The following is an 11,715-nucleotide window of genomic DNA, read 5'->3' on the forward strand; positions in this document are numbered from 1 at the left end:
GATATATTGTAATGAACGAAGAGAACAACGAGCTATTGGCAGCTCTTGACAGCGTAGCCGAAGTTAAGGTTGGCGATGTAGTTAAGGGTGAAGTCTTGGCAATTGACGATGCTCGTCAAGTTATCGTAGGTATCGAAGGTGCCGGTGTTGAGGGTGTTATCCCAATGCGCGAATTGACGGCTGACCGTGATGCAAACGTTAACGACCTTGTCAAGGTTGGAGACGTATTGGACTTGGTAGTTGTATCAACTATCGGTTCTGACAAGGAAGGTGGATCATACCTATTGTCAAAGCGTCGCTTGGAAGCTCGTCGTGCTTGGGAAGAAATCGCAAGCAAGCACAATGTTGATGACATTGTGGAAGCACCTGTAACGCAAGTCGTTAAGGGTGGATTGGTTGTTGACGTTGAAGGTGTACGTGGATTCGTACCTGCTTCAATGATCGAGAACCGTTTCGTGCAAGATTTGAACCAATACAAGGGTCAAACTATCCGCGCGAAGATTATCGAGATCAACGCTGCTGACAGCCGCTTGATCTTGTCACGTCGTGACGTTTTGAACGAAGAGCGTTCAGAAGCTTTGTCACGCGTATTCAACGAATTGTCAGTTGGTGACGTCGTTGAAGGTAAGGTTGCCCGCATGACTAACTTCGGTGCATTCATCGACCTTGGTGGTGTAGACGGATTGGTACACGTATCTGAAATCTCACACGAGCGCGTTTCACAACCATCAGACGTTTTGTCAGTTGGTGAAGAAGTTAAGGTTAAGGTTTTGGGATTGGATCCTGAAAAGGAGCGTATCTCATTGTCAATCAAGGCTACGCAACCTGGTCCTTGGGAAGCTGCAGCTGCTGAAGCTCCAGAAGGAACTGTTTTGGAAGGTACTGTAAAGCGCGTTGTTGACTTTGGTGCCTTTGTTGAAGTGTTCCCTGGTGTTGAAGGTTTGGTTCACGTTTCACAAATCTCACACAAGCACATTGCTAACCCAAGTGATGTTTTGAAGGCCGGTGACAAGGTTAAGGTTAAGGTTTTGGAAGTAAACCCTGACAAGCAACGTTTGTCATTGTCAATCAAGGCTTTGGAAGAGGCTCCTGCACGCGAAGAGGGTTCAAACAACAACGACCGTCCTCGTCGTCAACGTCGTCCTCGCCAAGAGCAAGCACCAACTAACTACTCAACTTCAGAAGAAGAGGGTTCAGCTACGTTGGGTGACGCCTTTGGAGATATCTTCAAGGACTTCAACTAATAAGCTTTAAATAGCGCAAAAGATTAAGCGTGTGTTGGGTTGTCTCAACGCACGCTTAATTTCGTTAAAACACGATTTTCTACTGGTCACGACAACAGACAGTGCCGGTGAAAACCGGTACAATAGAGAATAGTAAGTAACCGCCAGTCATCCAATGGGTGATTGGCAGAAAAGAGGGTAACATGGGATTTCCTGTTGTGGCCGTTGTTGGCCGCCCAAACGTTGGTAAGTCTACGATTTTTAATCGTATTGCCGGCGACCGTATTTCAATTGTCGAAGATACCCCAGGTGTAACGCGTGATCGTATTTACACACGCGCTGAGTGGTTGACCCGTGAATTCCGTTTGATTGACACTGGTGGAATTGATATGGCTGATGAGCCATTCATGACACAAATTGTGCAACAAGCTGAAATTGCGATTGACGAAGCTGATGTTATTATCTTCATGGTTTCTGCCCAAGAAGGTTTGACTGAAGCTGACGAACGCGTTGCAAAGATTTTGTACCGTTCAAAGAAGCCTGTTGTTTTGGCCGTAAACAAGGTCGATAACATCGAGATGCGTTCAGAAATCTACGAATTCTACGCACTTGGATTTGGCGATCCATTCCCAATCTCTGGTGCCCACGGTACTGGATTGGGAGACTTGTTGGATGAAGTGGTATCTCACTTCCCAACGACTGATCAAGAAGAAGAAGACGATTCAATTCGCTTCTCATTCATTGGTCGTCCTAACGTTGGTAAGTCATCATTGGTTAATGCCATTCTTGGTGAAGAACGTGTTATCGTTTCAGATATTTCTGGAACGACGCGTGATGCCATCGACACGCGATTCACATCTGCTGAAGGCGATGAATTTGTGATGGTCGACACGGCTGGTATTCGTAAGCGTGGTAAGGTGTATGAGAATACTGAAAAGTATTCAGTTATGCGTGCCATGCGTGCCATTGATGATTCTAACGTTGTTTTGATGGTTTTGAACGCCGAAGAAGGTATTCGCGAACAAGACAAGCACGTGGCTGGATATGCCCACGAAGCTGGTCGTGCGATTATCATCGTCGTTAATAAGTGGGATACGCTTGAGAAGGACAACCACACCATGGCCGACTTCGAAAAGCAAATTCGCGATGAGTTCCAATACTTGTCATACGCCCCAATTATTTTCGTTTCTGCTAAGACAAAGCAACGTTTGAACAAGTTGCCTGAGTTGATTAAGCAAGTTAACGAGAACCACCAAAAGCGTGTACAATCAGCAACGTTGAACGAAGTTATCATGGATGCCTTGGCATTGAATCCAACGCCAACGGTCAACGGAAAGCGCTTGCGTGTTTACTACGCGACTCAAGTTGCTATCCAACCACCAACATTCGTGGTCTTTGTTAATGATCCTGAATTGATGCACTTCTCATATGCACAATTCTTGGAAAACCAAATTCGTAAGTCATTCGACTTTACTGGTACGCCAATTCACTTGATTAAGCGTGCTCGTACTTAATGAATGAGATTAAACCTCGTGGCGATTATCGTTGCGAGGTTTTTATTTGTCGGTGACCCAAGAATAACGAACGATTGATAAGTGCTGAAAAACAAATATTCAGTGAATAAAACATGAAAATGTGGGAAAAACCGCGTTATATCAACGTTTTTAGCACATTGTGGGTTGTTATGGGGTTTTAACTATGCTATTCTAAATAACGAAATCAAAGAACGATTCGTTCAATTTCGTACATTTGGGATATTCCATTAAGCTATTAAGCAGGAGGAACATTAGCATGGCTAACAAGCAAGATTTGGTAGAAAAGGTTGTTCTTTCAACTAACTTTACGAAGAAGGATGCAAATGAAGCTGTTGATGCAGTATTCGCTGCAATCCAAGAATTCCTTGCAAAGGATGAAAAGGTTCAATTGATCGGCTTCGGTAACTTCGAAGTGCGTGAGCGCGCTGCTCGTAAGGGTCGCAACCCACAAACTGGTGAAGAAATCGAAATCGCAGCTTCAAAGATTCCTGCATTCAAGCCTGGTAAGGCCTTGAAGGATGCCGTGAAGTAAGACTTCCTGAGAAAGAGGTGAGCCTATTGGCTCATCTCTTTTTTTCTATCAGTTCTCCATACTCTGACAATATTTTTTGTGCTAAACTACATGTATGACTTGTGAAGGGAAGCGAAGTTGATGGAGAATCCAAAGAAAATGGTGACGATTGCTGGCTCAGATATTTTAGCTGGCGGTGGGATACAGGCTGATTTGGCAACCTTTAATGAGTATGGCTATTTTGGGCTTAGCGTGATTACGAGTATTGTCACGGTGACTAAGGATGACTTTACGATTCATCCTGTGCCGTTGGACGTTCTTGATGCGCAACTTCAGTCAATCTTCGCTTTGGATGATATTGCTGGTGTGAAGGTTGGATTATTGCCGACTGTCGGTCACGTGCACATGGTGGCGGATTATCTACGTCGGTATGCGACGGACGTGCCGGTGATTATCGATCCGGTGATGGCTTTTAAAGAAACGGATGACGTGGATGTTGCCGAGTTGGTGGCAGCCTTCCAAAAGGACTTGTTGCCACTTGCATCTATGACGACACCTAACTTGGTTGAAGGCGAATTGCTTGCTGGTATTAAGATTAAGGATAAGGCCGACTTAGCAAAGGCTGCGGAAATTATTCGTGGCTTTGGTGCTGAGGCCGTTGTTGTAAAGGGAGGCGCACGCTTATCTGGTGATGAGGCGACTGATGTTGTCACAACTGGGGCAGAACCGACCTTTCTAGGCTCTCAGAAGCTCAACAGTGCGTTTAACAATGGGGCTGGATGTACATTTGCCTCAGCCATTGCGAGTCAACTAGCGACTGGTAAAACGCCGGTAGACGCGGTGAAAGATGCCAAAGATTTTGTTTATTGGGGAATTAAAAACGGTGTCGCATTAAACGATGATTTTTCGGTCGGCAATGTGTGGCAAGCTGCCCGCCGTTTAAGGGGTAAATAATATGAAAACAAAACAATTAACAATCGCAGCAGTTATTATCGCTGTTAATATTGTGCTGAGTTACGTTGTGAAATTGCCGACGCCAACTGGCTTCGTGTCGTTGGTTGAAACGGGAATTTTCATCGCTGCTTGGCATTATGGTTCAAAAACAGGGGCCTTTGTTGGAGGATTGACGGGCTTACTACTTGATTTGCTAGCTGGTTACCCACAATGGATGATTTTTTCATTCATTATTCACGGCCTCGAAGGTTGGGTGCTTGGGCAATTTGCGATGGATGAACGTATTGGCAAGCGTGTCTGGGGTAATTTCTTAGGTGGTTTGGTTATGGTCGTTGGGTACTGGATTGCCGGGGCATTCTTAATTTGGCTAACTGGTGGTGCCAAGATGACTATGCCAAGCGCAGCTTTGGCAAGCTTGACTGGCGTACCCGCAAATATCATGCAAGTCTTGGTAGGCTTCATTCTAGCGTTGTTGCTAAGTGTGCCATTCCGCAAGGTGTTGCGTAAATAATACAGAAAAGCTGTCATTTCGTAGGATGACGGCTTTTTTACTGCCCGAAAAAATGATATTGAACTGAACCCCAAAAATTGGAGTGAAGTTTAAGCAGATAACTGGTCGGAAAGATTTCGGTATTGAACCGGAGTTTTTCCGGCCAGTTTTGTTTTTATCCGCTTGTTGTTGTAGTAATAGACATAGTTAGTTATGGCGGACTTTAATTCGTCATAGCTTTGATAGTGGTTGTTATGTACCGTTCCTACCTTCAAGATGTGGAAGATACTCTCAGCCATTGCGTTATCTAGGCATGTCGCTTTGCGACTCATGCTTTGGAACACACGGTTAGTCTTTAACCGTGATACATACTCATAATTTTGATACTGGAAACCTTGGTCAGAGTGAATTGTCATTCGATAATTCAACTCTGGTCTGTTTTCTAGCAGCTCATCTAACGGCTGTGTGACAAACTCGACGGTTGGATTTAAATCGATATTCCAAGTGAGAATTTCACCACTATAAACGTCGATATATGCAGTGAAATAAGCACGTTCTGCCATTGTGCCTGATCCCCAGCGAACTTCCGTGACGTCAGTGAGAACCTTCTGATATGGACGGTCCGTTGTGAACCGACGGTTAACACGATTTGGTGATATGTGACCAACAGTGCCAGCGTAAGAATTGTACTTCCGTGTTAAACGTTTGAAAGCAGTACAGAGAAGCCCATTGATCTTCATGATTTTCAGCACAACCTTATGGTTGGTATTGAAGCCACGATTACTAAGTTCTTGTGTGACACGACGATAACCGTAGTCGGGGTTATCGTCACGAATTGATGTAATCGCATCGATCAACTCACGTGGATACTCCTTGTACGCACGCTTGCACGAATCGTGATAACTACTGCTAGACATCTCAGCTACTTGAAGAAGCAACTTTAATTTGCACTTCAATTCTTGCCTTAGCACAGTGATTACTACCGCTTTGTCTTGGTTTGTAATTTTTTCTTTTCCTGTGCTAAGGCCTCTAGTTTTTCCAGATAGGCCACCTTGATGCGAAGTAGTTCGTTCTCTTCTTCAAGCTGCTCTTATGATGAGATTCCGGACTAGTTTTTCTAGTTTGGTAAAATATCATCATAGGAGTATTTTTATTTATGGTTACACGTTATGAAGAGGACTTTAAAAAGTCCATCGTGGAGATGGTTAAAGCGGGCCGTCGGCCCGATGAATTATCCAAGGAATACGGTCCTTCAGCCGATTTAATTCGGAATTGGGTCAAAAAATATGCGCCTGTAGAAGTGAATGGCGAATCAATATCAGCTGATGAATTGAAGAAGTTGCGTAAGGAAAACGCAATTTTGAAAGAAGAGCTCGAAATTTTAAAACGTGCGGCGGTGTTGCTGGCAAAACATTAGTTTTGCGCGGTAGAAGTGTTGTTTTACCAATTATCCACAAAAATTTGGTACAGGGGCACCGCATCACACGCGTTCTGAGTGCTTTGAAAATTCCAATGTCCACTTACTCTGACTGGATCCATTGGGAGCCGAGCGCACAAGAAATACAACACAACAAATTGAGAATTGCCGTCGAATCAATTTACACAGCCAATAAAGGCATTTATGGTTATCGACGAATTGCTAAAACCATGCGCGACTTATTCAAACTAGCAATCAGCGACCGCTTTGTATGGCAATTGATGAGTGAAGCTGGCTTGAAATCGCGTATGCAAAAGCGATATAACAAGCCTACAACAGTCAATGACAAAGATCAGATGCCAAATCTCATTATCAATCTGGATGACCTAAGTGGCGTAATTACAACTGACATTACGTATATCCAGTTGACCGATAAGACATGGGTTTACATGGCTAGTGCATATGATCCGGAAGACCGTAAGGTGCTGTCGTATCGAATCGCAGATACGATGACAGCTCAACTAGCAACCTCAGTAATCGTTAAGGCGCTAAGACGAGGTGAAAAACCACTGTATGTGCATAGCGATATGGGAAGCCAGTATACCAGCGAATTGTTTGAAAATACACTGGAGTCCATAGGTATTAGGCACTCTTACTCCCGTAAAGGGCACCCTTACGATAATGCCCGCATCGAAAGTTTTCACTCGTTACTCAAGAGGGAGCTGATCTACCAACAGGATTTCGAGAGTATCGCTGATGTGCAAGCCGCTGTTGGATGGTACGTCAACTGGTATAACAACAATCGTATATCACTCCGTGATGCCGCCTAGACCAATTTCTAGATGACATAAACGCGATTATACAAATTTGCCTATACACCGGCGTTTACAAGCACTGACTTTGTGAAGTCCAAAAATCACTCTGACAAGTGCTTATTTGCTATACCCTCAGACTTGTGAAATTCAACAAAATCCAAACTAGACCACCGTAACTCCATAGCCTCCGGCAGGCACAGGGGCAAAACCCCTGGACCCCATTAAAAAATGACCCAAAATCTGTACGAAATCAGGTCATTTTGAAAAATTTTCGTGGTACGAGCCCTAGCGGGCTCTAAAAAGAGGTCCGGAGTCTTGACATCAGAGCCAGCTTCTTAATCTTGTCGTGTTCTTGCTTATTCATGGTTTGGTTCCGCCTTCGTTTATCAGGTTTTAGACGACCGGATTCCAACGCGCGTTCCCACTGCCAAATTTGAGCAGGAGTCCGTATACGGAACTTCTTCGCTGCTACAGGTAGAGAAGCGTGATGTTCTAATCGCCATCTTATAACCTTGATTTTAAAGGAGTATGAATAGTTTGTCTTGCTTCGACTTGGATTATTAAGACCTTCGATCCCAAGCATCTTAATGTTGGTTAGCCAATTAAGAATGGTGGCGTCACCTTTGATTCCAAACTTCTTCCGTATCTGCTTAGGTGGCACGCCTTTCAGATACATACTAACTGCTTCAAGTTGTACTTCCTTTGAAAACATAACAAAACCCCGTAAGTTAGATTTACTCCAACTTACGGGGTTCAGTTCATATTCTAGAAATCTAGGTTTTTTACGTTTTTGAAAGCAGGGTGAGTATGAGTAATAAAAAAGTAGCGTCAACTGGCGCAATTTTAGCAGCAAGTGTCCTCTTGATCGGGTTGATTATGCGATCACCCATTAAGACACTCCCCTTGATGTTAACGCAGATTTCAGGTGAGTTGGGCGTTGATAAAGGACAACTGGGTATTTTGACGACGATTCCGTTGGTCATGTTCCTGCTGATTTCTAATTTTGCATCAAAGACGATGGCGTTCTTTGGTTTAAAGAAGGCGTTGGGCTTGTCATTGGCATCAATCTTCTTGGGGACAGCATTGCGCTTGGTCGTGACGATGCCAACGATGTTGATTGGTACGGTTCTGGTTGGTGCAGGAATTGCGCACTTGAACGTCTTTATGCCAACGTTCGTCGCGTCATATTTCTCACATAAGGTGGGTGTATACACATCAATGTACTCACTTACGATTATGATCGGGTCAGCGACGTTTAGCCTATTGACGGCACCGGTGGTGGCAACGTTTGGTTGGCACGCCGTGATGTGGTTGCTGGTCTTGTTACCAGCCATTGTACTTGGTTTCTGGATTTATACGGCTTTGCGTGTGCCAGAAAAGGTACCTGCGACGCGTGGTCGTCACCACGACACTAACGCACCCAAGAAGAAGATTTGGACCAACATTAAGGCATGGCCATTCTTGGTTGTCTTCGGTGTACAAGCGATTATTAATTACACGGGTGTGGCCTGGCTGCCAACCATGATGGCGCAGCATCATGTTTCAGCCGGCTCAATCTCTGTGATTATGTCATTCTATTCATTTATTGGGATGCCAATTTCGATTTTGGTACCAAATATCCTGGTAAACATGCGTCGCAAGGGGACTTTGGTAACCATCGCAGTCGCTGCCGTGATGTCACTAATCGGTGCAGTGATGCTATTTGATCAAGAAACGTCTTCAGTTGTGTACTGGTTCTTCTTGACGATTTTGATTGGTTTTGCAACGTCATTTTTCTTCTTGTACACCATGACGATGTTTGCTGCTAAAACATCGTCACCAGTCGAAACGGCTCGTTTGTCAGGAATGGCCCAAGCTGGTGGATATTTTATGTCTGCTTTCGGCCCAATGTTGTATGGGATGGCCTTTACCGCTAATCCAAACGGGGTTATCCAAAACGTGGTTTATCTTGTGTTGGTGATTGTGATGATTATGGCTGCCGTGATGATGGCGATGACCAAGCATTTGTTTGATTAAATGATTACGAGATGTTGTTCAGTGGTGAACAACGTCTCTTTTTTGTATAATAAACATACGACAAAAATAATTTGGGGGACATTATGGCACGTAAGATTGGAATTATCGGCCTTGGCAACGTTGGGGCTGCGGTGGCGCACGGATTGATTGCACAAGGGGTGGCCGACGACTACGTCTTTATTGATGCAAATGAAGCGAAGGTAAAAGCTGATCAAATTGATTTCCAAGACGCAATGGCAAACTTGGAAGCACACGGTAACATCGTGATTAACGATTGGGCGGCTTTGGCAGATGCCGACGTTGTGATTTCAACGTTGGGAAACATTAAGTTACAACAAGACAACCCAACCGGCGACCGTTTCGCTGAGTTAAAGTTTACAAGTAGCATGGTCCAATCAGTCGGCACGAACTTAAAGGACTCTGGTTTCCACGGGGTACTGGTTGTGATTTCAAACCCGGTTGACGTGATTACGGCTTTGTTCCAACACGTGACTGGTTTCCCAGCTCACAAGGTTATCGGAACAGGTACTTTGCTTGATACAGCGCGTATGCAACGTGCAGTTGGTGAGGCGTTTGATTTGGATCCACGTTCTGTTTCAGGTTACAACTTGGGTGAGCACGGTAACTCACAATTCGTCGCTTGGTCAACGGTACGCGTGATGGGTCAACCAATCGTGACGTTGGCTGATGCTGGCGATATTGACTTGGCGGTCATCGAAGAGGAAGCGCGTAAGGGTGGCTTCACAGTCTTGAATGGTAAAGGCTACACGAGTTACGGTGTTGCAACGTCAGCAATCCGTATTGCCAAGGCTGTTATGGCTGACGCGCATGCTGAATTGGTTGTCTCAAACCGTCGCGATGACATGGGAATGTACTTGTCGTACCCAGCAATCATTGGTCGCGATGGTGTCTTGGCAGAAACGACGCTTGATTTGACAACGGATGAGCAAGAAAAGCTTTTGCAATCACGTGACTACATCCAACAACGTTTCGACGAAATTGTGGATACACTCTAAAAACACAAAAAGTGGCTTCAATCTGGTGATTGGACCACTTTTTTCTAATTGTGCATGAAAGGAAGGCTTATGAAGCTTTTGCATACTGCCGATTGGCATATCGGTAAAGAACTGGGTGGCTTCTCATTGCTAGAGGAACAAAAAGCCGCTTTTAAAAAGATTTTACAATTGGCGCTGGATGAACAAGTTGACGGTATTATTGTGGCCGGTGATTTGTATGACCGTGCCATTGCACCAACAAGTGCTGTGACGGCATTGGAGGCGATGCTACGCGAGATGAATTTGACGCATCATTTGCCAATTTATGCAGTTTCAGGAAACCACGATGGGGCAACGCGTCTGGGGGCCGGTCACGAATGGCGTGAACAAACTAATTTATACATCAATACGACTTTGGCAGAAGCTTTTACGCCGGTTGAAACTGAGGAAGCGCAAATTTTCATGCTGCCATTCTTAGAACCAACGGCTGCGCGTGTGTACTATCAAGTGGCTGAAGATGAAATTGCGGACTATCAATCGATTGAACAAGTCATGGCGCGTATTGTGCCCGAGATGGTCGCAAACTTTAATCCAGACAAGCGCCATATTTTGGTAACGCACTATTATGTGACGGGTTCAGACAACGAAGATTATGAATTTACGAGTGAGACGAACTCGCGTGTCGGCGGCCTGAAGGGCATTACGGCTGGACAATTTGCAGACTTCGATTATGTCGCCTTGGGTCATTTGCACTTGCGCGAAGCCAGTCCAACAAAGACGATTCGGTACTCTGGTTCACCAGTTAAGTTCAATACCAAGGAAGCTCAAACTGAAAAGGGTGTATACATTGTGGATGTGACCGCTGACGGCGTTGAGACCACGTGGCATCCGATTGCGCCGACGAAGGATTTGATTGTCTTGCAGGAAACGTTTGAAACGTTAACTGATCCAGCTTTCTATCAGCAATATGACCGCGCACATGCGAACTTCTTCAGTATTCGTATTCAAGGTGCTGCACAGTCTTCAAACGCGCGTGCAGATTTGACGGAGATTTACGGAGATGTTGTGGAATTACAATATGACATGCCGAAAATTGCTTTGGACCAGCAGGTTGTGCCGGAACCGGTTGATGATGATATTTCGAATGAAGACTTGATTGGTCAGTTCTACGAAGAAGTGATGGGTGAGTCGTTGACGCCAATGCAAGAAACGCTGGTGTCAGATACGTTAGTTGCGATTTCACAAGCGGAAGAAGGATAATATGCGACCTATTAAATTACATCTTGAATATTTTGGGCCGTACGAAGATACGACCGTTGATTTTGAACGTTTTACGGAATCGAAGTTGTTTTTGATTACGGGTGATACTGGTGCTGGTAAGACGACCATGTTCGACGCAATGACATATGCGTTATTTGGGGAAGGGACTGGTGATCGTAAGCCAGAAGCGATGCGTAGTGAGTTCGCACCAACCACGGCTGAAACGGCGGTGACGTTCTGGTTTGAGCATAATGGTCAGTACTACCGCATTGCCCGTAAGCCAACGCAACAATTAAAAAAGAAGCGTGGTGCCAAGTCAGATGACGATACGACGGAGCGTAAGGCTGAAGTGTCGTTTGCTGAAGTGGATGATTCTTTGCAAACACCGATTGCCGATTTGGGTGAAAAGACAACGCTAGTTAATGAAACCGTCCAAGAGTTGTTGCACTTGACGGCGGACCAATTCCGCAAGATTATTTTGCTACCACAGAATTAATTC

The 11,715-nt window shown here is 44.9% G+C and carries 13 protein-coding genes; 11 read left to right on the top strand and 2 right to left on the bottom strand.

Annotated elements, in window-relative coordinates:
* The first annotated feature begins 11 nt into the window (after positions 1–11).
* From rpsA to OIT45_RS10410, 5 genes are all read left to right on the top strand, one after another.
* Positions 12–1,244, top strand: a complete 1,233-nt coding sequence (gene rpsA / locus OIT45_RS10390) for a 30S ribosomal protein S1 (RefSeq protein WP_003607663.1) — start codon at positions 12–14, stop codon at positions 1,242–1,244.
* Positions 1,245–1,426: 182 nt separating this feature from the next.
* Positions 1,427–2,737, top strand: a complete 1,311-nt coding sequence (gene der / locus OIT45_RS10395) for a ribosome biogenesis GTPase Der (protein ID WP_264330383.1) — start codon at positions 1,427–1,429, stop codon at positions 2,735–2,737.
* A gap of 277 nt (positions 2,738–3,014) precedes the next feature.
* Positions 3,015–3,290, top strand: a complete 276-nt coding sequence (locus OIT45_RS10400; RefSeq protein ID WP_003607659.1) for an HU family DNA-binding protein — start codon at positions 3,015–3,017, stop codon at positions 3,288–3,290.
* A 120-nt stretch (positions 3,291–3,410) separates the two neighbouring features.
* Positions 3,411–4,223 (top strand): bifunctional hydroxymethylpyrimidine kinase/phosphomethylpyrimidine kinase, encoded by an 813-nt coding sequence (locus OIT45_RS10405; protein WP_199404498.1) that lies wholly within the window; start codon positions 3,411–3,413, stop codon positions 4,221–4,223.
* Between the two features lies 1 nt (position 4,224).
* On the top strand, positions 4,225–4,734 hold the full coding sequence (locus tag OIT45_RS10410) for an ECF transporter S component (protein WP_199404499.1): 510 nt from the start codon (positions 4,225–4,227) through the stop codon (positions 4,732–4,734).
* An 89-nt stretch (positions 4,735–4,823) separates the two neighbouring features.
* Here the strand turns inward: OIT45_RS10410 and OIT45_RS10415 are convergent, their stop codons facing one another.
* Positions 4,824–5,684, bottom strand: a complete 861-nt coding sequence (locus OIT45_RS10415) for an IS3 family transposase (RefSeq protein WP_264329905.1) — start codon at positions 5,682–5,684, stop codon at positions 4,824–4,826.
* 185 nt (positions 5,685–5,869) lie between these two features.
* On the opposite strand from OIT45_RS10415, the gene OIT45_RS10420 reads away from it, so the two are divergent.
* Together OIT45_RS10420 and OIT45_RS10425 are read left to right on the top strand one after the other, a co-directional pair.
* Positions 5,870–6,130 carry a transposase gene (locus tag OIT45_RS10420; protein ID WP_264329950.1) on the top strand — a complete coding sequence of 87 codons (261 nt, stop codon included), beginning with the start codon at positions 5,870–5,872 and terminating at the stop codon, positions 6,128–6,130.
* Between the two features lie 2 nt (positions 6,131–6,132).
* Entirely contained in the window at positions 6,133–6,960 is an 828-nt protein-coding gene (locus tag OIT45_RS10425; protein ID WP_264329899.1) for an IS3 family transposase, read from the top strand.
* A gap of 280 nt (positions 6,961–7,240) precedes the next feature.
* On the opposite strand, the gene OIT45_RS10430 is transcribed toward OIT45_RS10425, so the two are convergent.
* Positions 7,241–7,657 (bottom strand): helix-turn-helix domain-containing protein, encoded by a 417-nt coding sequence (locus OIT45_RS10430; protein ID WP_264330381.1) that lies wholly within the window; start codon positions 7,655–7,657, stop codon positions 7,241–7,243.
* A 95-nt stretch (positions 7,658–7,752) separates the two neighbouring features.
* Here OIT45_RS10430 and OIT45_RS10435 point away from each other — a divergent pair, with 95 nt between their 5' ends.
* The 4 genes from OIT45_RS10435 to OIT45_RS10450 all read left to right on the top strand — a co-directional run bounded on the left by OIT45_RS10435 (position 7,753) and on the right by OIT45_RS10450 (position 11,712).
* Positions 7,753–8,961, top strand: a complete 1,209-nt coding sequence (locus OIT45_RS10435) for an MFS transporter (RefSeq protein WP_199404179.1) — start codon at positions 7,753–7,755, stop codon at positions 8,959–8,961.
* Between the two features lie 83 nt (positions 8,962–9,044).
* Positions 9,045–9,977: an L-lactate dehydrogenase gene (locus tag OIT45_RS10440; RefSeq protein ID WP_199404180.1), complete on the top strand. Its 933-nt coding sequence runs from the start codon at positions 9,045–9,047 to the stop codon at positions 9,975–9,977.
* Positions 9,978–10,046: 69 nt separating this feature from the next.
* On the top strand, positions 10,047–11,216 hold the full coding sequence (locus OIT45_RS10445; protein ID WP_199404181.1) for an exonuclease SbcCD subunit D: 1,170 nt from the start codon (positions 10,047–10,049) through the stop codon (positions 11,214–11,216).
* A 1-nt stretch (position 11,217) separates the two neighbouring features.
* Positions 11,218–11,712, top strand: a complete 495-nt coding sequence (locus OIT45_RS10450; RefSeq protein ID WP_264340062.1) for an AAA family ATPase — start codon at positions 11,218–11,220, stop codon at positions 11,710–11,712.
* Positions 11,713–11,715 lie beyond the last annotated feature (3 nt).

Source organism: Weissella sp. LMG 11983 (genome assembly GCF_025908495.1).
Taxonomy (GTDB): domain Bacteria; phylum Bacillota; class Bacilli; order Lactobacillales; family Lactobacillaceae; genus Weissella; species Weissella fermenti.

Excerpts from the sequence above, each read along its gene's own strand:
- rpsA (WP_003607663.1), top strand. The coding sequence starts at position 12 with ATGAACGAAGAGAACAACGAGCTATTGGCAGCTCTTGACAGCGTAGCC.
- der (WP_264330383.1), top strand. The coding sequence starts at position 1,427 with ATGGGATTTCCTGTTGTGGCCGTTGTTGGCCGCCCAAACGTTGGTAAG.
- OIT45_RS10400 (WP_003607659.1), top strand. The coding sequence starts at position 3,015 with ATGGCTAACAAGCAAGATTTGGTAGAAAAGGTTGTTCTTTCAACTAAC.
- OIT45_RS10405 (WP_199404498.1), top strand. The coding sequence starts at position 3,411 with ATGGAGAATCCAAAGAAAATGGTGACGATTGCTGGCTCAGATATTTTA.
- OIT45_RS10410 (WP_199404499.1), top strand. The coding sequence starts at position 4,225 with ATGAAAACAAAACAATTAACAATCGCAGCAGTTATTATCGCTGTTAAT.
- OIT45_RS10420 (WP_264329950.1), top strand. The coding sequence starts at position 5,870 with ATGGTTACACGTTATGAAGAGGACTTTAAAAAGTCCATCGTGGAGATG.
- OIT45_RS10430 (WP_264330381.1), bottom strand. The coding sequence starts at position 7,657 with ATGTTTTCAAAGGAAGTACAACTTGAAGCAGTTAGTATGTATCTGAAA.
- OIT45_RS10435 (WP_199404179.1), top strand. The coding sequence starts at position 7,753 with ATGAGTAATAAAAAAGTAGCGTCAACTGGCGCAATTTTAGCAGCAAGT.
- OIT45_RS10440 (WP_199404180.1), top strand. The coding sequence starts at position 9,045 with ATGGCACGTAAGATTGGAATTATCGGCCTTGGCAACGTTGGGGCTGCG.
- OIT45_RS10445 (WP_199404181.1), top strand. The coding sequence starts at position 10,047 with ATGAAGCTTTTGCATACTGCCGATTGGCATATCGGTAAAGAACTGGGT.
- OIT45_RS10450 (WP_264340062.1), top strand. The coding sequence starts at position 11,218 with ATGCGACCTATTAAATTACATCTTGAATATTTTGGGCCGTACGAAGAT.